The organism is Roseibium sp. M-1 (assembly GCF_054515675.1).
Genome location: NZ_CM137257.1, coordinates 2,350,061 through 2,372,186 on the forward strand (window position 1 = coordinate 2,350,061; position 22,126 = coordinate 2,372,186).

Sequence of the window (22,126 nt, forward strand, 5' to 3'; positions counted from 1 at the left end):
TGCCGAGGCTCCATGTCCAGATTCTATCCCGATGCGCCGCGCGCCGGTGTCAGCGTCCTTTGCCACCGCAACGGCCGCGTGCTGCTCGTCCAGCGCGGCAAGGAGCCTTACAAGGGTTGCTGGAGCCTCCCCGGCGGCTTGATCGAACTCGGCGAGACCTTGCGGGACGCCGCCGCTCGCGAGCTTCTGGAAGAAACCGGCGTCACCGCCGACCTCGGGGAACCTGTCGAGACATTCGAGTCCATCCAGCGGGACGAAGCCGGACAGGTTGCCACCCATTTCATCCTGTCGGTTTTCTGCGGGACGTACCTTGCCGGCGAGCCTGTTGCGGCGGACGACGCCGCAGCTCTTGCATGGGTGCACCCGGAAGATCTCGATGCCCGGCCGACGACGCCGGGAACGCCTGCACGCATCCGCCGGCATCTCGGGCTCTGAGCGCGCCTGCCGCTATTCTTTGGATCAAGGAATATCGTGCCACCGCAGGGCTTGCGGGCAGGCGCGGTGTTCAGCATGATCCGGCCATGATCATGAACCGCCTGCCGCCCGTTTTCCGCCGGACCGTCTTTGCCCTCGCTCTCGGGCTCCTCGCTCCGGCAGCAACGGCATCGGCGCAGGACCTTTCTCCAGACGCCCCGCCTTACGAACAGCAACTCATGCGGCTTGCGGAGATCTTCGGCGCGTTGCATTTCCTTCGGCCGATGTGTCAGGAACAAGATGATCCGAGCTGGCGCGAGCGGATGGAAGACTTTCTCGACGCGGAAACGCTCGATGAAAACCGCCGGCGACGCTTCATCGAGCGCTTTAACCAGGGTTATCGTGGTTTCTCAGTTGCTTACCGCGAATGCACCGATGCCGCCCGTCTCGCAATGGGACAGTATCTCACTGAGGGCGAGACCATCATCGGCGACGTCACCAGCCGCTACGGTCGGTAAATTCTGCAAAAATCTTCAATTCGTTACGGGTTGGTTAACCATTTGAATCAAATTTGTGGGTGGCCGTTAAGTTTGCGTTCACGGTTGCTTATCAGCACGGATCACCGTGCTAGGATAAAAGCACAAGATTCGGGGCAGGAACACGTTGAGGTTGTCCCCTTAACGTTCGGGAAGGACCGGTTAGGAAGCGCATGATAAACGACGATTATGCCGATGCGGCTATGGAAGCCGAATTTGCCGAAGACGAAGACATCAGACGTGCGGCACTCGGTTTCATTTCCGACGCCTGGGCGGAAGCGATTGCAAATGGTGTCGACGCTGATGCCGTGGCCCATGCGGCCATGTTCACCGCCCTGGCGGACCTGGTGGCCGCCTATGGCGAGGATGCCGTTGCCAAGCTGGCCGAGGGCCTGCCGGACCGCATTCTCCAGGGCGACTATACCGTGAACCGCGTCCTGCAATAGGCCCGCGACCCGCGTTGCAATGAGGCCGGCCCGTCCGGCCTTTTTGATTCTGGGTGCAAGACCGGGAAGATCAGCCGTATTTCCTAGAGAATACGGCCATGACCCAGCACATCCAGCGTCAGATTGAGATAAATCAGTATCCCGAAGGCGACGAGCAGAAAGCCGGCGATATGGTTGGCCCTGTCCAGCCAGGCGTCGTCGATGCGCGACTTGAAATGGGAGACCGTGGCCGACACAAGCACCCACCAGGAGGTCGCTCCGGCGCTGACGCCGGCGACCATTGTCAGTGCTGCGAAGTGATCGTCAGGGTCCGGCCGGTAATCGCCGAGACCACCGAAAATGGCGATGAAGGCGAGCACGGCGCCCGGATTGGTGATCGCCATGAAGAAGGCGGTTGTCGCATCGCCCAGGAAGCTGTGATCCCTGCCGTTGCCATCCGCGTCGAGATGGGGATGCGTGAACCAGATCTTGATGCCGAAGACGATCAGGATGGCACCGCCAAGAACCTCGATCAGATCGAACTGTCCCTCGATGAAATTGGTGACGGCGGAAACGCCGAAGATGGCAGCCGCGGCAAAGATCGTGTCGGCGACCACCGCGCCGAGCCCGACATAAACACCGTGGCGGAAACCGCCGCGAACCGCATGCTGGATCGCCGTGACATTGACCGGACCAACAGGGGCTGTCGTGAGGATGCCGACAAAATATCCGATCAGCGCATATTCGAAAAATGACACGGCCGGTCCCGCTGCTCCTCTCACGGCTTGAATTTAAGGCGAACGGGCCTCTCGATAGCGGCCCCGGGGCATCCTGACAAGGCAAGACAATTTCCGTCCGCCTGTTTTCAGTGTCACACGAATTGTTTAAGGAATGGCGCGATGGGATTCTGTCCGCGTCCCGGTTAAAGACGTGACGGAGGCAGGACCGGAAGAGATGAGGTGGCAGCAATGAATGGGTCGACAGTGATGGGTGTTATGGTGGCCGGCCTGGTGGCGGGGAGCCTGTTCGCCGCGCCGGCCCTTGCCAAAACCGTGGAAGTCCAGACGATCCCGGTAACGCCGGCGGCAGACTCTTCCGCGCCTGCGATCCCCGCAGGGGATATCGACACGCCGGACGGGAGCGGGCCAACGGCGCCTCGCAACGCGGCCAGCCCCGCGGGCGACGACCTGCCACAGGTGCTCTACAACACCGACATGCTGCCCAAACAGGTCAAGCGCATGCATGACCAGCTCAAGGAAGCGGCCCTTTCCGGCAACATGGAACGGCTGCGCATGGTCCTTGAAAGCAACGAGATGCCACCGACCGTGTCCTTTGGTGCCACGGATGATCCCATCGACTTCTTGAAGGAAAGTTCAGGCGACGGTGAAGGCTTTGAAACCCTGGCCATTCTCGCCGACATCCTGGATGCCGGTTTCCTGCATGTCGATCAAGGCACGGCCCAGGAAATGTATGTCTGGCCCTATTTCGCCCGCTATCCGCTCGACAGCCTGACGCCGGAACAGAAGGTCGAACTGTTCCGCATCGTCACCGCCGGAGACTTCGCCGGCATGCAGGAATTCGGCGGCTGGACCTTCTACCGTGTCGGCATCGGCCCGGACGGTACGCTGCATTATTTCGTGGCAGGGGATTGAGAACCGGGTCCTTCTGGTGGAGCCCGCAGGTCATTTGCGCAGGTAATTGCCCCGGCGCCGCACGGCATCCCCTTGCGGGGTTTTCCAAAAATGGCGACACTCATTGCGTGCATTCGGGAGCGGTCTTGCCGAGACAGCTTACCGGACCACTTCTACCTGGCGTCCTGCCGACGATACTTGAAAGTGATTCCACCATGACAAGGCTCTGCACTTCGCTTCTAATTGTGTCCCTGCTCGCTCTCGGCGGTTGCCAATCGAGCGGTCAGTCCAATGGCGGGCTCGAGGACGGCAGCGCCGCACCGCCGGTCACCGATCTGAGCGCCATCAACCAGGGTCCTGACGGAGACCCAGACGAATGCGCAGGCGCTATGTCAGAAGGCACTTCGATGACCCCGGGCTGCTGACGGAGCCAACAAGTTCCAAGTTCCAAGTTCCAAGTTCCAAGTTCCAAGTTCCCAGACCAGCAACGCCAGACTTGAGGCCAGTTGCAATGGCGTTTGTTGCTATGCCGGTCGTTTCCTGTTTGCCCGCCACGTTTTGGATGGGACATCGGTCAGGCAGTAGTGCCTCGCCCGTGCACTATGATGGTCCGGACGCCTTCACCCGCCTTCCGGCGGTGCCCAGCCTGCGTCCCTGAGCCCGTTGAGCATCGCATCGACGATCCGCCCATCGGCCTGGTGCACGCGCAGAAAGGCGGACGGGTCACGGTTGAGACCCGGAGAAATTTCCGCCATCTTGTCCAGAGCCGCGCGAGCTGCCGCGCCATTTCCCAGTTCCGATTGGGCGATGGCGACGAGGCACCAACTGACCCCCGATCCATCAATGGCACCTGTCTTTGCAGCGGTCAGCATTTCCGCAAATCGCCTGTTCAGAAGATGATCGATTGCAATCAAGTGAAAATACCACCCGGGTGCGTTCGTTGTGCGGTCAATGGCACTTTGCAGAATCGGGATGCCTTCCTCGAAATTGCCGACCACCGCAAGCCGCCAACCTAGTTGAGCAAGCGAGTCTGGATCGTAAGGATTTATCTCGACTGCCTTTCTCGCGAAGCGTTCGCCTTCTGCAATGCTGCCCATGTAATGATTTATGGAAGACATCGCCTTCAGCGCCAGAACACTGTTGGCGTCGAGGGTCAGTGCGTGAGATGCCGCATCCAGCCCGCGGTCGAAAAACAGTTCCTTTTCGCCCTTTTTCGCGAAACCGAAACGGGCAGCATCGAGATAGATCCAACCAAGCATCGCCCAGGCTTCGGAATAACCCGGATCCGCGATAACCGCCCGCTCCAGACAGGCCCGCAAGACCGGATGGAGCTCTGCCGAAAACTTCCGGCGGTAGACGTAACCGCGCAGAACACATTCGAAACTGTCGGCACTTGGGTCAAAATCAGCAGCAAGGCTGCTGGTCAATTCTGTCTTGATCAATCCGTAAGGCTGGCCAACGATCGTGCCAATGTCTGCTGCGATGCTTCGTTCGATTTCCAGAAGCGTCGAGCGGTTACGGGCACGGTCGTAACTTCCCGACCAGAGCACACGGCCGCTCGGAGCGTGCACCAATCTTGCACCAACGCGAATGAGTTCACCTTCCGATACCACCGACCCCGAAATCAGAAATGCCGCACCATGCGCGCCTAAAAGTTCCGCAGGGTCGAGCGGTTCGAAGCTCGTGCGTGCAACGGCAGGCAAGAATATCCTGAAGTCCGGAAACCTGCTCAGGACGGTCATTATCTGATCTGCGATACCGGCCGCCAGCAACTCCTGATCGGCATCTTCCGATGCCACCGTGAAGGGAAGAACCATCACCGAGGGTCTGGAGGTGTCCGATTTCGACGGCACCTTCCAGAAATTCCCCGTGGCGTAACCCGCTCCAAGTGCCAGCAGCGCAACCAAAGAGGCGGCAATCGCCAGATACAGAGGCATTCGCCTCCCTGTTACCGCTGGCGGTTCCGGTTGATCGCCGGCGGGCGCCGGCTGGACTTCATCTGGAGCCTGTGCCAGTTGCTGGTGATCGCGATGCGCCTCTTCAAAGGACGCTTTGGACTGATTGTGAAACCTCGGTGCGTATTGTCCTTTCGGTATGGATATCCGCAAGAGATTGCCTGCGCCTTCGGAAATGTAATAGCTGTCCAGATCATGCCTGAGCCGGCGGGCTTCCAGGCGGACGATCGGATCGGATTGCGGATTGAAGGTTTCGTCCCGGTTAAAGACGGCAAGTCCGATCGCATATCCCTTCAGGGTCTCTGACCGGCCTGCCAGGGTCTCCTCGACCAGGTATCGCAGCATTTCGCGCCGCTTTGGTGTTGCACAAAACGTCTCGCTGTCCAGCACGCGCTGCAACTCGCCAAGAATCTCTTCCCGCTGGTGAAAGCTCCCGGAGTTCTCGGACCGGTCTTCGTTCCTGCTTTGCGAGCCCATCGAAACTTCCTGCAACAAAAACCGTGTGAAACTATTCAGGTTAACCCCGTTTGTCATCAGTAACATTCTCGATGGCCGTTTCCTGTGACGGCTGCACGGCAAAACCTCAGGTTCGTACCCGGGTACGAACCTGTTCACACCTTGTAGCCTGCCACTTTCCCTTGTGTAATCCCATTGAAATTTCCCAGGGGCAATCGTCAGCGGGGCAACGGGGTCATGCCGGCAACAGCTCTCATCATGCGCCGTTTCGGTGTGGACGAACTGGCAGTCCATCGTTTGTGCAGCCGCAGTCCTGAATTCAGATCGCTTTGCGATGACTTTGCAACTGCTACTTGCGCGCTTGAGCGCTGGCGGGCAGACCCGGTCAGAGCAAGGGACTACCGCACGTTGTTAGATGAGCTCGAAAGAGAGATTTCACGCTTCCTGGAGGGAAGCACCAACCAATTGGGGGCCATCCCGGCCGCCGCTCCAAATAGATAGTACAGGAGCATGAAGGTATGCCTAAACAACTTTTGACGGCGCTCGCCGCCGCAGCATTGGCGTGTACCGCGATGACGAACGTCGCATTCGCGCAAGATGCGAAGAAACCGAACATTCTGTTTATCGTGTCTGACGACACCGGCTATGGCGACACTGGCCCTTATCTCGGTGGCGATGCTCGTGGCATGCCGACGCCGAACATCGACAAGCTGGCCGATGACGGCATGATGTTCACCCATTTCTATGCCCAGCCGAGCTGCACGCCCGGCCGGGCCGCAATGCAGACGGGCCGCATTCCCAACCGCTCCGGCATGACCACCGTCGCCTTTCAGGGCCAGGGTGGCGGCTTGCCCGCAGCCGAATGGACGCTGGCGTCCGTTCTGAAGACCGGCGGTTATGACACCTATTTCACCGGCAAATGGCACCTGGGCGAAGACGACTACGCCCTGCCGAACGCCCAGGGCTACGACGTGATGAAACATGTCGGCCTCTATCACCTCAACGCCTACACTTACGCCGACCCGACCTGGTTCCCAGACATGCCGAAAGAGCTGCGGGAAATGTTCGAGAAGGTCACGAAGGGTTCGCTTTCCGGCAAGGCGGGGGAAAAGGCAACCGAGGACTTCAAGATCAACGGCCAGTATGTCGATACGCCCGACAAAGGCGTTGTCGGCATTCCGTTCTTTGATGGCTATGTTGAAAAAGCCGGCCTGGAATTTCTCGAAGAAGCCGCCAAGAAGCCAGATACCCCCTTCTTCATCAACGTCAACTTCATGAAGGTGCACCAACCGAATCTGCCGGCGCCGGATTTCGAGGGCAAGTCGATCTCCAAGACCAAGTACGCCGACTCTGTTGTCGAACTGGATGCGCGTATCGGCAACCTCGTCAACAAGCTCGACGAACTGGGTCTTTCTGACAACACTATCGTCTTCTGGACAACCGATAACGGTGCCTGGCAGGACGTCTATCCGGACGCGGGCTATACGCCGTTCCGCGGAACCAAAGGCACCGTCCGCGAAGGCGGCAACCGGGTCCCTGCAATCGTGCGCTGGCCAGGTCACGTCAAGCCTGACAGTAAAAGCGCTGCCGTCGTCGGCGGTCTCGACCTGATGGCTACCTTCGCCTCTGTCGCCGGCATCAAGCTTCCGGAAAATGACCGTGAAGGTCAGCCGATCATCTTCGACAGCTACGACATGACCCCGGTCTGGGAAGGCACTGGTCCGTCTGAACGGAAATCCTGGTTCTACTTTACCGAAAACGAGCTTTCGCCAGGTGCCGCCCGTGTCGGAAATTACAAGGCAGTGTTCAACCTGCGCGGCGACGACGGCGCTTCCACCGGTGGTCTTGCTGTCGACAGCAACCTCGGCTGGAAAGGTCCTGAAAGCTATGTTGCAACCGTTCCGCAGATCTTCAACCTGCTCGCCGACCCGCAGGAACGCTACGACATGTTCATGAACAACTTCACCGAACGTACCTGGTACCTGCCGGTGATCAACGACGAGGTGAAAAAGCTCGTTGAATCCTACATCAAGTATCCGCCGCGCAAGCTGCAGAGCGAAGTCTATACCGGACCCATCACACTGACCCAGTACCAGCGCTTCAAGTATGTCCAGGATGCCCTGAAGCAGGACGGCTTCAGCATCGGATTGCCAACCGGCAACTGATCTAGCCCGCTAAATCAGTCCGTCTCTCGTCACGGAGAGACGGACACCACTTTGCGACCCTCGCGGATTTCCTAAAGGACTGAACCATGCGTCCCTATTCCACTCTACGTGGACTTGTTGCGGCTCTCGCCGGAACGTTTTTGCTCGCATCCGGTGTAACCGCACAGACTGACCCCCTACCGTCCTGGAACGACGGCGATAACAAAAAGGCCATCGTCGAGTTTGTCGAAGCCGTCACCAAGGAAGGTGGCGCAGATTACGTGGCGCCTGGCGATCGTATTGCGACCTTCGACAATGACGGCACGCTCTGGGTCGAGCATCCGATGTATACCCAGCTCGCTTTCGCGCTCGACCAGGTCAAGGCGATGGCTCCGGACCATCCGGAATGGAAGACCACGCAGCCTTTCCAGGCGGTGCTGGAAAACGACATGGAAGCCCTCGGCAAGGCTGGTGAAAAAGGCTTGATGGAAATCGTCGCGGCGACCCATGCCGGCATGAGTACCGATGATTTCGAGAAAACCGTTTCCGACTGGCTCGCAACGTCCAAGCACCCCAAATTCGACAAGCCCTATACCGAACTCGTCTACCAGCCGATGCTCGAGCTTCTGGACTATTTGCGCGCCAACGATTTCAAGACGTTCATCGTCTCCGGTGGCGGCATCGAGTTCATGCGGCCCTGGACCGAAAAGGTTTACGGCATTCCGCCGGAACAGGTCGTCGGCTCCTCCATCGTTACCGAATATAAAGTCGTGGACGGAGTGCCGAAACTGATGCGTACCCCGAAAGTCGACTTCATTGACGACAAGGTTGGCAAACCCGTCGGCATCCTCACCCATATCGGCAAGCGCCCCATCGCCGCATTCGGCAATTCCGACGGTGACTACCAGATGCTGCAATACACCACCGCCGGCACAGGCAAGCGCCTTGGCATGTTCGTTCATCATGACGACGGTACCCGAGAATATGCCTATGACCGCAAGACCCATTTCGGAACCCTGGACAAGGGTCTTGATGACGCGTCGAACGAAGGCTGGCACATCATCAGCATGAAAGACGATTGGAAGCAGATTTTTCCGGCAGAATAGTTCAACTTGAGGCAACGCCCCATCGGCCCTGCAAACCCCGGAAAGTCCATGCTGCCGCAACGATGCCTGATCGCGATATGCTTAAGTCTCTGGGCAGGCATCGCCTTTGCCAACAGCACTATGTCAGCCGAAAGCCCCGCCTTTATCGGCACCTCGTCTTGTTCGGGGTGCCACGAAACCGAGACTTCGGCCTGGAAGATCTCCGACCACGCTCATGCCTGGATGGAGCCACGGCCAGAGACCGTCGACGGTGACTTCGGGGACGTGACCTTCACGCACAAAGGCCGGACCAGCCGGTTCTTCCAACAGGACGGTACCTATTTCATCGAGACGGACGATGTTCCAGGCGAAACACAAACTTTCAGGGTGACCGGTGTCGGCGGTATCCGGCCTTTGCAGCAATATCTCGTCGAGACGGAGCCCGGACGGGTCCAGTCTTACGACATTGTCTGGGACCAGGAAAAGAAGCGCTGGTACCACCTTTACGGTGAGACAGCACCGCCTCCCAGCGACGGGCTGCATTGGACGGGATCTTACAAGAACTGGAATGCGCGCTGTGCCGAATGCCATGCCACGGGCTTTGAAAAAAACTACGACCCGGCCGCTCGCCGCTATTCCAGCCGGCAAGCGGAAATCGGCGTCGGCTGCGAGGCCTGTCACGGCCCCGGCGAGGCACATGCAGCCTGGGCAGCGGATCCGGAGACTTACGCAAAAAGTCCGTTTCCCGGCACCGGTTCTACCGGTCGCCTGATCGATTTCTCCGAAGCCTTGCCCGAAACGGAAATCCAGCAATGCGCCGGCTGCCATTCACGGCGCGAAGCCTTCGAGGATGGCAATCCCCTTCCCGGCACGCCTTTTCATGACGCCTACCGGCTTTCCCCCCTGCGGCAGGGTCTCTACCATGCCGACGGCCAGATCCTGGACGAGGTCTATGTCTACGGGTCTTTCCTGCAGTCGAAGATGCACGCCAGCGGGGTCCGGTGCTCGAACTGCCACGACCCGCACAGCGGACAGCTGAAGGCGGAAGGCAACGCGGTCTGCACTCAGTGCCACAGCCCTGCTGGGAACGAGGCTTTTCCAGCGCTTCAGACAAAACTCTACGACGACCCGTCGCATCATTTCCATGAAGCCGGAACGCCTGGAGCCGCGTGCAAATCCTGTCACATGATCGAGCGTGTCTATATGGGCATCGACGGCCGGCGCGATCATTCCTTCCGGGTTCCGCGCCCGGATCTCTCAGAAAAGCTTGGCACGCCCAATGCCTGTAGCGATTGCCATGCCGACAGGCTGGCTTCCTGGGCGGCGTCGGAACTCGCAAAACGCTTCCCTCAGAGCAGACATCGCGGACCGCATTATGGTGAAGTCTTTTCTGCTGCACGGCAGGACCCGGGCGTTGCCGCCGAGGATCTGCTTGCAATTGCCAAGCGGGGCAGCTTTCCGGCGATCGTACGCGCAACTGCGCTCGATCTGCTGATGCCTGCAGCGACGCCAGAACTTGCGGCAGACACGGCCGGCCTGATCTCGGACCCCGCTCCTCTGGTGCGGGCTGCGGCTCTCTCCCTGCAGCAACAGGCACCTACGGCAGAACGCATCGGGCGGGCCGTGCCGGCTCTCGACGATCCGATGACATCCGTACGGATCGCCGCCGCGAGGTTGTTTCTGGGTGCGCCGGTGGCGCATCTGCCACAGGACATCGCACCGGCTGCGGCAAAGGCGATGGCCGAATGGCAGCATTCGCTTGCAAACAAGACCGATTTTCCGGAAATCCATCTCGTGATCGGCGGCACCGCGCTGGTCCTGCGCGATCCGCAGGCAGCCGTTTCGGCTTTCGAGGAGGCGGCACGGCTTGACCCGCAACTGATCAATGCCTGGGTGATGCAGGTGCGAATCCGGCTGGCTATCGGCGATATGGCGGGGGCGCAGCTTGCATTGCAGAAAGCGCTTCTGGCCAACCCGGGCAATCCGACACTCGAACAGTACCGGACCCAGATTCAATGACGAACCGGGCACAAGCCCTGCGTTGCGGACCCAAGTTAAGGAGAGACGGATGACGGACTACGCAAGGCTGGAGGCAGTGGTGGATGCAGCAGCCGGCGAGATCTGGGATCTGGCCAGGAGTGTCTGGGAATACGCGGAAGTCGGCTTTGAAGAGGTGAAGAGTTCGGCGCACGCTTCCGGCCTTCTGGAAAAATATGGATTCCGGATTGGCGATCGCGGCATCGGCGGCCTGGATACATCCTGGATCGCCACCTGGGGAAGCGGTTCTCCAACCATAGGCATACTGGTAGAATATGACGCCCTGCCGGGCCTCGGAAACGACATCAAGCCTACCAGGACACCTGCTCCGAGCGGCAACACGAACGGCCATGGCTGCGGTCACAACCTGATCTGCTCAACCGCCATCGGCGCCGCGATCTCGCTGAAAACACATATGGAAAACGAGAAGATCCCCGGTACGCTGAAGGTGATCGGTTGTCCGGCCGAGGAAAAGATGACGGGCAAGAACTACATGGCCCAGGCTGGTGCCTTCAAGGGTCTTGATGCCTGTCTGCACAGCCACCCAAGCCCGCTCAACACCGTGTGGAACTTTCATTCAACCGCCATGGTCGATCTGATTATCGAGTGGAAGGGCGTGACGGCCCACGCCGGTGCCGCCCCGTGGCTGGGTCGCAACGCCGTGCACGCGCTGGAGGTGTTCCTCGTGGCCGCCAACATGATGCGTGAGCAGATACTGCCGACCGCGCGCCTGCACTACCAGATCCTGGAGGGCGGTCTCGCCGTCAACGTCGTGCCAGACTACGCCAAGGTGCTTGTCCGATACCGGGGGCCAAACGCCGAAAACTGCACCAGATACAAGAACTGGCTGGCCGATATGGCCAAGGGCGCCGGACTTGCGACCCAGACGAAGGAAACGGTGACGCTGATCACCGGCACACTGGACGTCGTCGGCAACGATCCGCTTGCGAAAAACGGTTATGGTCACGTTCAGCGCTACTTTCCAATCGACTGGACGGATGAAGAACAGGCCTATGCCAGGGCCATCCAGAAGGAAATGGGTGTTCCCGAGACCGGCATGGCAACGACGATCGCGCCTATGCCGACAGCAAAGGTGGAAGTGGGCGCGTCCTCCGATGTCGGCGATGTCAGCTGGAACGTGCCGACTATGGGCGTGGTCTATGCGGCCTGGCCGCAGGGCCTGCCTCCGCACCAGTGGGGCTGCACCGCCTGCCACGGCATGAGCATCGGCCGGAAGGCGACAATTCAGGCGGCAAAGGCAGTGGCGGCAGCGGGGCTCGACCTGCTGACGCAGCCGGACCTGGTCAAGTCGGCCTGGGATGATTTCCGAAAACAAACCAGGGGCCAGCCCTATGTCAGCCTCAATGAACTGCCGAAACCTCCGGGTGGAGAAATGATCCCTTCCGAAAGGCATCACTATGAATGTTGCATCCACGCGGCGATGGAGCATTACGGCATCGACGTCCCGGCTTCCGATCCGGAGACGGATGCGACGATCACGTGAAAGGAAAGGGGGGATCGTGCGGCCCACTGAACCGTTTGGCGCCGGTATCAGGGTAACTTTCAATGCCGTTTTCGCCATCTACGGCACACAGATAGCTCATCGCTGAACGCCTCTTTCTCTGCCGAGGCAGTTCAGATTGGTGGATCGAACCACTATGTTGCCGCTAGATCACACGAAGATACAAACTTTGCAGGCAACAAACAAACGCAACCTTTCCAGCTGTGGTTTGCTAAACTCGCAGCCGGAATTTTCGAATTTTAACGCATGTCGGAGCCGTCCTTCGTCAGGCTGTCTGCGAGTTGACCAGGCCGTTGCCTACAGAGGCGGGACACAGGAAAAATTCTATGCTGAAAACAGGTCTGACTGGACTGGCGTTCGGACTGTTCTGCCTCCTGCAAGGGGCCCCCGCATTGGCGGCCGACCTGCCTCAGGAGCCGGCCGTAACGCCGGCGGAAATCGTTCAGGAGCGATGGTCGTTTGCAATAACCCCCTATTTCTGGATGGCAAGCCTTGGCGGCGAAACGATAGCGGGTGACGACATCAGCATGCCGTTCAATCAGGTCCTGGAAAATCTCAATTTTGCGCTCATGACGTCCGCCGCAGCGGAGAAAGGCCGCCTGGGCTTTTACACAGACCTGATCTACATGCACCTGGAAGGCTCCAAGTCGACAACGGCAAATATTGTCGGCCGGAGCTTCAAAGCCAATCTGGACGCGACTCTGAAAGGCTTCGTCACCACCAATTCAGTCGGCTACAAGGTCGTCGATACACCAGGCACGGGGATCGCCGGGTTTGCCGGGTTCCGTTATCTCTGGCTGCAAAGCGATCTCGACTTTTCGCTCGGCAACTTCAGTGCAAGCGCAACCGGCCAGGGACAGGTGATCGATGCGGTGGCCGGCGTTCGAGGCGAAACCAAACTCTCCGATCAATGGTCGCTCGGCTATTACGGCGATATCGGCACCGGTCAGTCGGACGTTACCTGGCAGCTTTACGGCGCGATCGGTTACGAAATCAGGAATATCGACCTCTTCGCCGGCTACCGCTACATCGGCTGGCGTTTCGATGATGTGGCCGGTCTCGACGACCTCGACATCCACGGTCCTGCCATCGGGGCAAGATTCAAGTTCTGATCAAGGAGCCTCTGCTTGCCCCCTTCCGGCGGACTGGTGCACGGATCGAGCTTCCTGCCGTCCTTTGTTGGTCCAGTTATGGCTTCGCACGCTCCAGAGCCTCCCGCATCCATTTGAATGCGGGAGGCTCTCCCATTTGATATCAGACCACCTCAGACGACCTGAAGCGGCTGCAGTATATCCGTTGCCTTATGGTTTTCGTCGACACCTTCGATCATGAACACCTCACCCCTTGCCCGCGCCAGCCGAAGCGGCAGGATTTCGCGGTAGGCCGGCGACAAGTACCAGGCTTCGGCCTTCTGCCTGTCAGGGAAGGCGATCACGATCAGGTCGCCGCTGAAAGTGCCTTCCAGCTGGTGCTTTTCACCACCATGGATGAGAAAGCGACCGCCGAAGGGAGCCAGCGTGGCGTCAATCCCTTCAAGATAGGCTACAATTTCCGGCCCCATGTCGACTTCACGCAGATGGCCGACGGCATAGCAGGTCATCGTGGTTTCTCCAGACTCGGTTCAGGCAGCAACAACACGGTTCTGTGCCGCCTGCCACTCCAGCAACGTAAGCACGGTGACGGCTGCGGCCTGCGCGAGAAGAAATGTCCAGCCGAGAGCGTTGGGGGCAATCAGTCCCAGGACCGGCAAAGCGACGCTTGCCAGCACCCAGAGCAGATTGCCGTAGATCACGATCGACGCCGCCCAGCCGGGAACCTGCCCCACGCGGGAGAAGATCCCCATGAAGAGCGCGACCGGAAACAGGAACAGGCCGGCCCAGAAAAGAAGTGAAGCATCGATCTGCGTCAGAGCGGAGATCGGGCCCGAGGCAACGGCAAGCAGCGCTCCCGTTGCAAGGCAGGTAGCGGCATCGATGACGAGAAGCGACTTCAGGTTCAGGAGTACGGGTTGGTTGGTCATGTCCGTTCCTTTCAAGACCGGGTTGCGCCGCGATCGGCGATGACCGGATCCTGTCGCCCGGATGTGCTGAAGTCGATTACGTTGGAGGTAATTGAACCGAGAAAAATACGCGCCTAATCTCAGCACATGATTACACAGCAATCTTCGGCCGGAGATCTGCTCCGCCAGTGGCGCCAGCACCGGCGCCTGAGCCAGCTGGCCCTTGCCTCCGATGCAGGGATTTCCCAGCGGCACCTGAGTTTCCTGGAATCCGGCCGTTCCCGTCCCAGCCGGGACATGGTGATGCATCTGTCGGAACAGCTGGATGTCCCTTTGCGGGAACGAAATGCGATCCTGGTCGCTGCAGGCTATGCGCCGCACTTTCCGCAATCCGACCTGCAGGACAAGGCACTCTCCGCTGTCAACGATGTCATCCGGCAGATCCTGGACGGCCACCTGCCCCATCCGGCCCTGGCTGTGAACAGGCACTGGGAGCTTCTTGCCGCCAATGCCGCCGTCTACGCGCTTCTGGAAGGCGTTGCGCCGCATCTTTTGGACGCGCCGGTGAATGTACTCCGCCTCAGCCTGCACCCGGAAGGTATCGCACCGCGCATATTGAACCTGAATGAATGGCGTGAGCACATCCTGATGCGGCTGGCGCACGAGATAGACCGGTCCGCAGACCCGAAACTCGCCGCCCTGCGCGACGAGCTTGCCGCGATGCCGGTAGAACCACAGACTGATCCAGCACCGGCAGGACCGGCTGCGGACAACCGCATCGCCATCCCGCTCCGCTTGCAGGGGCCGAACGGTCCGCTGAACTTCCTCAGCACCACGACCGTCTTCGGCACGGCGGTCGACGTAACTCTCTCGGAGGTCGCCATCGAGGCGTTCTTTCCGGCGGATGCTGCAACTGCCGAGGTGATGGCCGCGTTGGCGAAGTCCTAGGGTCAGAACGCAAAGCGACCAATCGCAGCTTCGCTGCCCCGTCCTATTTCCCGCAGATCGCAAACAGTCCGGCCCGGGACGTGACACCGAGCTTGGCATAGGCGCGCTTGCGGTAGGTGATGACGGTCGAGGGGGCGACGTCGAGTTCGGCCGCGATGGCCTCGGCCTTGTAGCCTGACAGGATCCCGAGACATACGGCCTGCTCACGCTCGCTGAGAGCTGCCAGAGGCGGTGGCAGGCCGGTGTCCGACATGTGCTCGAAATGCAGGAGCGCCAGCCGGCCCGCAAGACGGGCAAGGTCCGCGTCGCATTCAGGACCGGCAGGATCACCCTGATAGAGACTGACAAAAAGGCGGAGCGTTTCGCCGACGGCAAGCAGAGTTGTTTTCGCCTTGAGACCGGGCGCTTCGAAGAAGAGATGCCGGTAGTCCGGGGTCATTCGCGCTTCGATGTCGCTCAGCCGGCGTAGCGTGACGCTGTTCGTCGGCCCATCGAGCAGGTCCTGCAACAGCGGGTCCTGCCTGTACCAGCCATCCAGATAGGTCTCTGCAAGCTCTCCGGCCATCGACGTCTTGCTGAAGTGCCAGGAAAGCAGACAGCGCGCCCGGGCCTCCTCGATGGAAAACACCATGATCTGGTCAATGCCGAGCGCTTCCGCAAAAGCGACATAGGCTTGCGCAAAGGTCTCCGAGCCGAGCTCTGTCAGGCAGGCATCAATGTTGCGGACGATTGTCTCCATGAGATGCTGATAGCATGTCCTCCATCAAGGGGGACAGACGCGACATGCCAGGATGCTTATCCTTGCGGGCAGCCAGGGAGGAAGACCATGAGACCGGCAGGACGCGCAGACACGGACTCGCTCTATTTCACCTATCCGCATTTCGATGCACCGGCGGACCGTAGCCGGCTTACCGAAAGAGCCCCGATTGCCATTGCCGGTGGCGGTCCGGTCGGCATGACTGCCGCGCTGGCGCTCGCCCGCGAAGGTGTCCGCTGCGTCCTTCTCGATGCCAAGTCGACTTTCAACGACGGCAGCCGCGCCATCTGTATTGCCCGGCAAAGCTACCACATTCTTGACCGCCTCGGCGCCGTTGCGCCTTTCCTGGAAAAATCTCTCGGCTGGACCATGGGCCGGAGCTTCTATCGCGGCCGTCAGATCCTGGAATTCGAGATGCCGGACAGTCCGCGCGAAAAATTCCGGCCGATGTACAATCTCGAACAGCAATATATCGAGCAGTTCCTCTGGGAGGCGATCACAAAGGAACCGCTGATCGAAACCAGATGGCAGAGCCGGGTCTTGGCTGTTCAGGACATTGCAGATGGTGTCCGCCTCACCGTGGAAGATACCAACGGCGCCTATCAGCTCGACTGCGACTGGCTGCTGGCTGCGGACGGCGCGCGCAGCACCGTCAGGACCCTGCGGGGCCTCCGTCTCAAGGGCGAAAATTTCGAGGGCCGCTACGTGATCGCGGATGTCCAGATGGATCACGACTACCCGACAATCCGCAGGGCGCTGTTCGACCCCGATTGCCGGCGGGGCGGTACGATCCTTGTACATCGCCAGCCGGACAATATCTGGCGCATCGACTATCAGCTTCGCGACGGCGAGGACGAGGCGGAAGCGATCCGCGAGGAAACCGTGCGCGCCGCTGTCGCCGCCGTTCTGGCGGACCTGGGTTATACCGGCGCCTGGGATCTTGAATGGTGGAGCATCTATTCCGCCAACACGCTGGCCCTCGATGACTATCGCGACGGCCGCATCTTTTTCATCGGCGACAGCGCCCATATCGTGCCGATCTTCGGCGTTCGCGGGCTGAACAACGGCCTTGCGGACGCTCATAACATCGCCTGGAAACTCGCCTGGGTGATGCAGGGCAAAGCCGGGGCGGGACTGCTCGACAGCTACACGCCCGAAAGGCGCGGCGCGACGCTGGATGTCTTCCTCAACGCCTCGAAATCGGCGCGTTTCATGACACCGCCCACTTCCGGCTGGCAGTTGATGCGCGATGCGGCCCTGAACCTGGCTCTGAGCCATCCCTTTGCGGGCCAGCTCGCCAACCCGCGCCAGATGACGCCCTATACCTATGCCGACAGTCCGGGTGTTTCTCCGGACGATCCCGGCTTCGAAGGAGGCCCCTGCCCCGGTGCCCCTCTGCCGGAAGCCCGTGTCGGCGACGGTTTCCTGACCGATCTGCTGGGACCCGGATTCTCCCTGATCACGCTCGATGCAAAGTTGGCTGACAGTCTTGCCGGGCTTGATCTGACACCCGTCGTCTTGCAGCCCGTGTCCGAGGCAGCGGAAGTGCTCTCCGCCGCCCCATCCAGCGCCTATCTCGTCCGGCCGGATCTCCACATTGCGGCCCGCTGGCACAGCGCCACACCAGACGCTGTCAGACAGAGCCTGAACCTTGCCACTGCAGGAGGACTTCAATGACACCGGCCGATCTTGAAACCGTTTATGAGGCTCTCGCAGAACAGCTGGATGCGGCCGGAACCGGCAAACGCGACCTCTATCTCGCCAAGCTGACGCTGCTGCTTGCGCATGATCTCGCCGATGCGGAGCGGGTCCGGCGGCGGATTGTGGAAGCTGCCAGCAATCTCGATGCATGAGGCCCACCTCTCAATAAGCTGAGCCGTTCGGATCGCTGAGATTGTGCCGCTCGGTGCCCTTGAGTGGTGGGTGACCTGATCGTTCTCTCCGATATCTCGATCAAGGATGGCGAGGTCTATTCCGCCAGATTGCGCGAGGGTGCCAATCCGCTCGCGGTTTCTTTTGTGAGCTGGTTTCTGGGGCGTGTCGGCACGCAATCGGACACAGCGGGATCAGACGAAGCTTGAGTCTCCAAGCGCGCACAAACCCGCCATCGTCATCCCGGCCAAGCGCAGCGCGAGCCGGGACCGGGGAGGCACCGTGCGAACCGCCTGATGGTCCGACGAGAGACCCCGGCTCACCGGTCCCGGATCTTCGCTACGCTGCGTCCGGGATGACGAACCGAGGTTTAGCTGTCCAGCTGAACCCGCCGGACGGCGGGCTCGCTGTCAAAAACTTTTTCAGGCAAGCGCCGCGATGACGATGATCTCGACCTTGTATTCCGGCGTGGCCAGCTTGGATTCGCCGGTAGCGCGGGCCGGGGTCTGGCCCGGAGCGACCCAGGCGTCCCAGACGGCATTCATGTCGGCGAAATCCTTCATGTCGTCCAGCCAGATGGTGGCCTGGAGAATGCGGCTCTTGTCGGAGCCGGCCTGGGCCAGCAGACCGTCGATGCGGGCGAGAACCGTCTTGGTCTGCTCGGTGACCGTGTCGCCCGGGTTTCCGACCTGGCCGGCGAGATAGACAAGACCACCATGGATCACGGCCTGGCTCATGCGCGGACCGGCTTCCAGCCGTTTGATATCGGACATGGTTGAATTCCTTTTTAGACTTGAAAAGCGCCCGCCTGGAAAAGGCGGGCAGGATCGAGGGCGGTCACTACCTTTTCGGAAAGCTCGGACGGACGCTTCAAGCAGAGATCCGCGACAAGCCGGGAGAGAGCCGGGGCCGTTTGTACGCCGTAGCCTCCCTGGCCCGCAAGCCAGAAAAAGCCCTCCGCGTCGGGTGCAAAACCGACTGCTGGCGTGCGGTCGGCGACGAAGCTGCGCAGGCCCGCCCAGTTCCGCTCCACCCGCGTCACCGGCATGGTGACAGCCTGCTCGAACCGGTAAAGACCTTCCGCCAGCACCATGTCGTCAGCCCAGGCGTCGTGTGGCTCGACCGGGTCTTCGTCGGCGGGCGAGACCATCAGCTTGCCGGCATCCGGCTTGGCGTACCAGCGCTCCGAGGCACTGGCGACAAGCGGCCAGGTGGTGACGTCGACCCCGTCCGGCGGCGGTACGATGGCTGCCGATCGGCGCATCGGTTGCAGGCCGACTTTCCGTACACCGGCCATCTCAGCAATCTTGTCCGCCCAGGCCCCGGCCGCGTTGATCAGAACCGGCGCTTCAAACGCGCCCTTCGGCGTTTCGACCCGCCAGGTGCCACCATTGTGCAGGATGCGTTGCGCGGGAGCTTCTGTCACGAAGGCAGCACCGTGACGCTTCGAAAGCCGGTAAAAACCCTGCAGCAAGCGGTCAACGTCGATATCCTGCGCATCGCGTTCGATCGCGGCAGCGGCAATGCCTTCCCTTCGAAGCAATGGAAAGAGCGCAACGGCCTCGTCCGCCGTCAGGGTTTCCATTCCGTCCGCACCGTCGAGATACTTATCGAAATCTTCCAGTTCGTCTTCGGCCGCGATCAGCATCTCTCCTCGTGGCGACAGCAGGCTCTGGTCCGAGATTCCTTCCGGTTGCTTCAGAACCGTTTCGGAGGCGGCGTTCAACGCGCGCAAGGTGGCGTTGCCGTAGTTTCGGATGAAGATAGCGGCGGAGCGTCCGGTGGCATGGCGGCCAAGCGCGTCCTCCATCTCCAGGACAGTGACTTTCGCCTCCGGCGCCAAGCGGGCGGCGGCACCTGTTCCGGCAATACCGCCGCCGATGATCAGGAAATCGGAGGTCTCGCTCATGCGTTCTGAAATCCCTTAAGGAAACTGCTGAGGTTGAGGCCGAGTTCTTCCGAGAGATACCCGCCTTCCTGAACGAATAACGTTGGCAGGCCAAGTTTTGCAATGGCAGTGCCGATCCGGGCAAAACCCGGCGTGGTGATGGCAAGGCCTTTCAACGGGTCCTTCTCATAGGCGTCGAGACCGAGGGCGACCACCAGAACATCCGTACCGAAGGCGCGAATATGATCGAAGGCGGTGTCGAGTGCCTCCAGGTAATCGTCGTCACCCGTACCCCGCCCCAGCGGCAGGTTGAGATTTGTGCCCCTCCCCGCGCCCTCGCCGCGTTCATGGCCGTGTCCCCAGAAGAAGGGATAGAAGCGTACCGGATCGGCGTGGATCGAGACGGTCAGCACATCACCGCGTTCATAGAAGATACCTTGCGTGCCGTTGCCGTGATGAACGTCGACATCGAGGATTGCCGGGCGCTTGCCGGCTTTCAGCAAACGTTCGGCAGCAATGGCGGAGTTGTTCAAAAAGCAGAAGCCACCGGCGAGGTCGCCGAAGGCATGATGCCCCGGAGGCCGGGACAGCACGTAGGCCGCCTGCTCGCCAGCGGCCATCAGGTCCGCACCCTGCACGGCGCTCTGGGCGGACCAATAGGCCGCCTCCCAGGTGCCGGCAGCGATCGGGCAGCTTGTATCGGCCTGGTGAAAGCCTGCCTGCCCGACGGCGGAGCGTGGATAGCTTGCCGTGCGCCGGTCGGGATGGACATTCGGAATGACTTCGTCCGAAGCACCTTCGATGCGGCTCCAGCGCTGGTGGATGGTCTGCAGGAAGACGAGATATTCAGCCGAATGCAAAGCTGCGATGGGCCCGAGACCATGATCCTGTGGCGCTTCGAAACGGCAGCCCGCGGCCACCGCACCGGATTTCAGCACCTCGATGCGGCGAGGCTGTTCCGGATTGGCCAGGCGCGTGCCATTGGCCATGAAGTGCTTCGGGTCATGCGCCCACTGGCGGTCGTCAAAAATGGCTCTCATGGGCGTTTCCTCAATGTGTCGAGCGCGGGTCGCGTCAGGTCGAAGACCGTCTCGTTCTGCCGCGCTTCAAAGCCGAGCCGTTCATAGAAGCGGCGGGCAGCCGGATTGCCGCCATAGACAGCAAGCCGCAGGAAGACGGGTTTCCAGCTCGCTGGCGCAAGCTCCAGACTTGCCGCCAGCAACCGCTGCCCCAGCCCTTCTCCACGCGCGGCGCCGTCTACCCAGAGATCCGAGACGTATAGGCCGGTGCCGCCGCGGGTCGTTGAAAAGACCGGAGACGCCTGGAGCACGCCAAGTGTCAGGTCGTCTGCCTCCCGGATCGCCAGAAGGGCAATGAAGGCTGGTGTTTCCGAGAAGCCGTGGCGGATCACGTCGTCAAGGCTGGCGGCATGTGTGTCGCCCATATCTGCCGAGAGCTGCCGGAGCGCTGCATGCACCCGTTCGGCATCGTTGCGCTCCGCGCGTCTGATGGATATGCCGCTCATGGTCAGAAGGCCGTATTTCCAGCGCCCTTGAGGCCGAGCATTGCCCTTGCCTCGTCCGGCGTCGCAACCGTCCGGCCGAGTTCCTCCACGATCTTGCGGATCTTCTCGACCTGCTCCGCATTGGAACGGGCGAGTTTGCCCTTGGCGATATAGAGGTTGTCCTCCAGCCCGACCCGCACATGCCCGCCCATCGCGGCCGACATGGTCGCAAACGGGATCTGCTGGCGCCCCGCCGCCAGCACCGAAAACACATAGTCGTCACCGAAGAGCTTGTCGGCCATCCGCTTCATGTGCTGCAGGTTTTCAGGATCGGCGCCGATACCGCCAAGAACACCGAAGACGAACTGGATGAAGAAGGGTGGCTTGATCAGGCCCCGGTCGGCAAAGTGCCGCAGCATATAGAGATGGCCGACGTCGTAGCATTCGAACTCGAAGCGGGCGCCGCGCTCCTGGCCCATCTTCGTCAGCACGAACGCGATATCACGCGGCGTGTTCTTGAAGACGAGGTCGTCCGTGCCGCGCAGGAACGGCTGCTCCCACTCGTGAACCCAGCTGTCATAGCGGTCCGCCAGCGGATAGAGCGCGAAGTTCATGGTGCCCATGTTGAGCGAGCACATTTCCGGCTCGGCCTTCAGCGGTCCGGCAATCCTGTCCTCCAGGCTCATGATGGCGCTACCGCCGGTGGAGAGGTTCAGGACGGCGTCGCTGCCGGCCTTGATCTCCGGCAGGAAGGCCATGAAATCCGCTTCCCGAGCCGAGGGCTGACCCGTTTCCGGATTGCGGGCATGGAGATGCAGGATGGCAGCTCCCGCCTCCGCCGCGCCGATGGCCTGCCCGGCAATCTCGGCGGGTGTCACCGGCAGATGGGGCGACATGGTGGGCGTGTGGATGGAGCCCGTAATGGCACAGGTGATGATGATCTTGTCTGTCAT

Annotated in this window: 23 protein-coding genes; 13 read left to right on the forward strand and 10 right to left on the reverse strand. The window is 60.6% G+C overall.

Annotated elements, in window-relative coordinates; genetic code table 11:
• The first annotated feature begins 12 nt into the window (after window positions 1–12).
• The 3 genes from ACX3M4_RS10610 to ACX3M4_RS10620 all read left to right on the forward strand — a co-directional run bounded on the left by ACX3M4_RS10610 (window position 13) and on the right by ACX3M4_RS10620 (window position 1,396).
• Window positions 13–435 (forward strand): NUDIX hydrolase, encoded by a 423-nt coding sequence (locus tag ACX3M4_RS10610; RefSeq protein ID WP_459358550.1) that lies wholly within the window; start codon window positions 13–15, stop codon window positions 433–435.
• A 92-nt stretch (window positions 436–527) separates the two neighbouring features.
• Entirely contained in the window at window positions 528–932 is a 405-nt protein-coding gene (locus ACX3M4_RS10615) for a TIGR02301 family protein (protein ID WP_459358551.1), read from the forward strand.
• A 191-nt stretch (window positions 933–1,123) separates the two neighbouring features.
• Window positions 1,124–1,396, forward strand: a complete 273-nt coding sequence (locus ACX3M4_RS10620; protein ID WP_006933467.1) for a hypothetical protein — start codon at window positions 1,124–1,126, stop codon at window positions 1,394–1,396.
• An 83-nt stretch (window positions 1,397–1,479) separates the two neighbouring features.
• Here ACX3M4_RS10620 and ACX3M4_RS10625 read toward each other — a convergent pair whose 3' ends face one another.
• Window positions 1,480–2,133, reverse strand: coding sequence for a LysE family translocator (locus tag ACX3M4_RS10625; RefSeq protein WP_459358552.1), 654 nt, complete (start codon window positions 2,131–2,133; stop codon window positions 1,480–1,482).
• Between the two features lie 210 nt (window positions 2,134–2,343).
• Here ACX3M4_RS10625 and ACX3M4_RS10630 point away from each other — a divergent pair, with 210 nt between their 5' ends.
• The gene (locus ACX3M4_RS10630) at window positions 2,344–3,027 is read left to right on the forward strand and encodes a hypothetical protein (RefSeq protein ID WP_459358553.1); all 684 of its coding nucleotides are present in this window, start codon (window positions 2,344–2,346) and stop codon (window positions 3,025–3,027) included.
• A gap of 599 nt (window positions 3,028–3,626) precedes the next feature.
• On the opposite strand, the gene ACX3M4_RS10635 is transcribed toward ACX3M4_RS10630, so the two are convergent.
• Window positions 3,627–5,438, reverse strand: coding sequence for a hypothetical protein (locus ACX3M4_RS10635; RefSeq protein WP_459358554.1), 1,812 nt, complete (start codon window positions 5,436–5,438; stop codon window positions 3,627–3,629).
• 497 nt (window positions 5,439–5,935) lie between these two features.
• On the opposite strand from ACX3M4_RS10635, the gene ACX3M4_RS10640 reads away from it, so the two are divergent.
• From ACX3M4_RS10640 to ACX3M4_RS10660, 5 genes are all read left to right on the forward strand, one after another.
• Window positions 5,936–7,582 (forward strand): arylsulfatase, encoded by a 1,647-nt coding sequence (locus ACX3M4_RS10640; protein ID WP_459358555.1) that lies wholly within the window; start codon window positions 5,936–5,938, stop codon window positions 7,580–7,582.
• A gap of 86 nt (window positions 7,583–7,668) precedes the next feature.
• On the forward strand, window positions 7,669–8,667 hold the full coding sequence (locus tag ACX3M4_RS10645) for an HAD family hydrolase (RefSeq protein WP_459358556.1): 999 nt from the start codon (window positions 7,669–7,671) through the stop codon (window positions 8,665–8,667).
• A gap of 48 nt (window positions 8,668–8,715) precedes the next feature.
• Complete coding sequence (locus ACX3M4_RS10650) at window positions 8,716–10,665, forward strand: multiheme c-type cytochrome (protein WP_459358557.1); 1,950 nt, start codon at window positions 8,716–8,718, stop codon at window positions 10,663–10,665.
• Window positions 10,666–10,714: 49 nt separating this feature from the next.
• On the forward strand, window positions 10,715–12,187 hold the full coding sequence (locus ACX3M4_RS10655; protein WP_459358558.1) for an amidohydrolase: 1,473 nt from the start codon (window positions 10,715–10,717) through the stop codon (window positions 12,185–12,187).
• 344 nt (window positions 12,188–12,531) lie between these two features.
• Window positions 12,532–13,317 (forward strand): hypothetical protein, encoded by a 786-nt coding sequence (locus ACX3M4_RS10660; RefSeq protein ID WP_459358559.1) that lies wholly within the window; start codon window positions 12,532–12,534, stop codon window positions 13,315–13,317.
• A gap of 152 nt (window positions 13,318–13,469) precedes the next feature.
• Here ACX3M4_RS10660 and ACX3M4_RS10665 read toward each other — a convergent pair whose 3' ends face one another.
• Both ACX3M4_RS10665 and ACX3M4_RS10670 read right to left on the reverse strand, forming a co-directional pair.
• Entirely contained in the window at window positions 13,470–13,805 is a 336-nt protein-coding gene (locus ACX3M4_RS10665) for a DUF1330 domain-containing protein (protein ID WP_459358560.1), read from the reverse strand.
• 21 nt (window positions 13,806–13,826) lie between these two features.
• Entirely contained in the window at window positions 13,827–14,225 is a 399-nt protein-coding gene (locus ACX3M4_RS10670; protein ID WP_459358561.1) for a hypothetical protein, read from the reverse strand.
• 126 nt (window positions 14,226–14,351) lie between these two features.
• Between ACX3M4_RS10670 and ACX3M4_RS10675 the strand changes: the two genes are divergently transcribed.
• Complete coding sequence (locus ACX3M4_RS10675; protein ID WP_459358562.1) at window positions 14,352–15,152, forward strand: helix-turn-helix domain-containing protein; 801 nt, start codon at window positions 14,352–14,354, stop codon at window positions 15,150–15,152.
• Between the two features lie 43 nt (window positions 15,153–15,195).
• Here the strand turns inward: ACX3M4_RS10675 and ACX3M4_RS10680 are convergent, their stop codons facing one another.
• On the reverse strand, window positions 15,196–15,891 hold the full coding sequence (locus tag ACX3M4_RS10680; RefSeq protein ID WP_459358563.1) for a helix-turn-helix transcriptional regulator: 696 nt from the start codon (window positions 15,889–15,891) through the stop codon (window positions 15,196–15,198).
• Window positions 15,892–15,978: 87 nt separating this feature from the next.
• On the opposite strand from ACX3M4_RS10680, the gene ACX3M4_RS10685 reads away from it, so the two are divergent.
• From ACX3M4_RS10685 to ACX3M4_RS10695, 3 genes are all read left to right on the forward strand, one after another.
• Window positions 15,979–17,586, forward strand: coding sequence for an FAD-dependent monooxygenase (locus tag ACX3M4_RS10685; RefSeq protein WP_459358564.1), 1,608 nt, complete (start codon window positions 15,979–15,981; stop codon window positions 17,584–17,586).
• Entirely contained in the window at window positions 17,583–17,762 is a 180-nt protein-coding gene (locus ACX3M4_RS10690; RefSeq protein ID WP_459358565.1) for a hypothetical protein, read from the forward strand. Before ACX3M4_RS10685 ends, ACX3M4_RS10690 begins: the two co-directional genes overlap by 4 nt.
• A gap of 66 nt (window positions 17,763–17,828) precedes the next feature.
• Window positions 17,829–17,990: a hypothetical protein gene (locus tag ACX3M4_RS10695; protein WP_459358566.1), complete on the forward strand. Its 162-nt coding sequence runs from the start codon at window positions 17,829–17,831 to the stop codon at window positions 17,988–17,990.
• A gap of 213 nt (window positions 17,991–18,203) precedes the next feature.
• Here the strand turns inward: ACX3M4_RS10695 and ACX3M4_RS10700 are convergent, their stop codons facing one another.
• From ACX3M4_RS10700 to ACX3M4_RS10720, 5 genes are read right to left on the reverse strand one after another with little or no spacing between them, the layout of a single operon-like run.
• Window positions 18,204–18,554 carry a RidA family protein gene (locus tag ACX3M4_RS10700; protein ID WP_459358567.1) on the reverse strand — a complete coding sequence of 117 codons (351 nt, stop codon included), beginning with the start codon at window positions 18,552–18,554 and terminating at the stop codon, window positions 18,204–18,206.
• Between the two features lie 14 nt (window positions 18,555–18,568).
• Complete coding sequence (locus ACX3M4_RS10705) at window positions 18,569–19,690, reverse strand: NAD(P)/FAD-dependent oxidoreductase (protein ID WP_459358568.1); 1,122 nt, start codon at window positions 19,688–19,690, stop codon at window positions 18,569–18,571.
• A complete protein-coding gene (locus ACX3M4_RS10710; protein ID WP_459358569.1) occupies window positions 19,687–20,709 on the reverse strand; it encodes a histone deacetylase family protein in 1,023 nt (340 codons plus the stop codon). Before ACX3M4_RS10710 ends, ACX3M4_RS10705 begins: the two co-directional genes overlap by 4 nt.
• Window positions 20,706–21,194, reverse strand: coding sequence for a GNAT family N-acetyltransferase (locus ACX3M4_RS10715; RefSeq protein WP_459358570.1), 489 nt, complete (start codon window positions 21,192–21,194; stop codon window positions 20,706–20,708). The genes ACX3M4_RS10710 and ACX3M4_RS10715 overlap by 4 nt, the downstream gene beginning before the upstream one ends.
• 2 nt (window positions 21,195–21,196) lie before the next feature.
• Complete coding sequence (locus tag ACX3M4_RS10720) at window positions 21,197–22,126, reverse strand: beta-keto acid cleavage family enzyme (RefSeq protein WP_459358571.1); 930 nt, start codon at window positions 22,124–22,126, stop codon at window positions 21,197–21,199.

What these genes read in the sequence shown, in the direction of transcription:
- ACX3M4_RS10610 (WP_459358550.1), top strand. Translation starts at nt 13, where the DNA reads ATGTCCAGATTCTATCCCGATGCGCCGCGCGCCGGTGTCAGCGTCCTT.
- ACX3M4_RS10615 (WP_459358551.1), top strand. Translation starts at nt 528, where the DNA reads ATGAACCGCCTGCCGCCCGTTTTCCGCCGGACCGTCTTTGCCCTCGCT.
- ACX3M4_RS10620 (WP_006933467.1), top strand. Translation starts at nt 1,124, where the DNA reads ATGATAAACGACGATTATGCCGATGCGGCTATGGAAGCCGAATTTGCC.
- ACX3M4_RS10630 (WP_459358553.1), top strand. Translation starts at nt 2,344, where the DNA reads ATGAATGGGTCGACAGTGATGGGTGTTATGGTGGCCGGCCTGGTGGCG.
- ACX3M4_RS10635 (WP_459358554.1), bottom strand. Translation starts at nt 5,438, where the DNA reads ATGGGCTCGCAAAGCAGGAACGAAGACCGGTCCGAGAACTCCGGGAGC.
- ACX3M4_RS10640 (WP_459358555.1), top strand. Translation starts at nt 5,936, where the DNA reads ATGCCTAAACAACTTTTGACGGCGCTCGCCGCCGCAGCATTGGCGTGT.
- ACX3M4_RS10645 (WP_459358556.1), top strand. Translation starts at nt 7,669, where the DNA reads ATGCGTCCCTATTCCACTCTACGTGGACTTGTTGCGGCTCTCGCCGGA.
- ACX3M4_RS10650 (WP_459358557.1), top strand. Translation starts at nt 8,716, where the DNA reads ATGCTGCCGCAACGATGCCTGATCGCGATATGCTTAAGTCTCTGGGCA.
- ACX3M4_RS10655 (WP_459358558.1), top strand. Translation starts at nt 10,715, where the DNA reads ATGACGGACTACGCAAGGCTGGAGGCAGTGGTGGATGCAGCAGCCGGC.
- ACX3M4_RS10660 (WP_459358559.1), top strand. Translation starts at nt 12,532, where the DNA reads ATGCTGAAAACAGGTCTGACTGGACTGGCGTTCGGACTGTTCTGCCTC.
- ACX3M4_RS10665 (WP_459358560.1), bottom strand. Translation starts at nt 13,805, where the DNA reads ATGACCTGCTATGCCGTCGGCCATCTGCGTGAAGTCGACATGGGGCCG.
- ACX3M4_RS10670 (WP_459358561.1), bottom strand. Translation starts at nt 14,225, where the DNA reads ATGACCAACCAACCCGTACTCCTGAACCTGAAGTCGCTTCTCGTCATC.
- ACX3M4_RS10675 (WP_459358562.1), top strand. Translation starts at nt 14,352, where the DNA reads ATGATTACACAGCAATCTTCGGCCGGAGATCTGCTCCGCCAGTGGCGC.
- ACX3M4_RS10680 (WP_459358563.1), bottom strand. Translation starts at nt 15,891, where the DNA reads ATGGAGACAATCGTCCGCAACATTGATGCCTGCCTGACAGAGCTCGGC.
- ACX3M4_RS10685 (WP_459358564.1), top strand. Translation starts at nt 15,979, where the DNA reads ATGAGACCGGCAGGACGCGCAGACACGGACTCGCTCTATTTCACCTAT.
- ACX3M4_RS10690 (WP_459358565.1), top strand. Translation starts at nt 17,583, where the DNA reads ATGACACCGGCCGATCTTGAAACCGTTTATGAGGCTCTCGCAGAACAG.
- ACX3M4_RS10700 (WP_459358567.1), bottom strand. Translation starts at nt 18,554, where the DNA reads ATGTCCGATATCAAACGGCTGGAAGCCGGTCCGCGCATGAGCCAGGCC.
- ACX3M4_RS10705 (WP_459358568.1), bottom strand. Translation starts at nt 19,690, where the DNA reads ATGAGCGAGACCTCCGATTTCCTGATCATCGGCGGCGGTATTGCCGGA.
- ACX3M4_RS10710 (WP_459358569.1), bottom strand. Translation starts at nt 20,709, where the DNA reads ATGAGAGCCATTTTTGACGACCGCCAGTGGGCGCATGACCCGAAGCAC.
- ACX3M4_RS10715 (WP_459358570.1), bottom strand. Translation starts at nt 21,194, where the DNA reads ATGAGCGGCATATCCATCAGACGCGCGGAGCGCAACGATGCCGAACGG.
- ACX3M4_RS10720 (WP_459358571.1), bottom strand. Translation starts at nt 22,126, where the DNA reads ATGACAGACAAGATCATCATCACCTGTGCCATTACGGGCTCCATCCAC.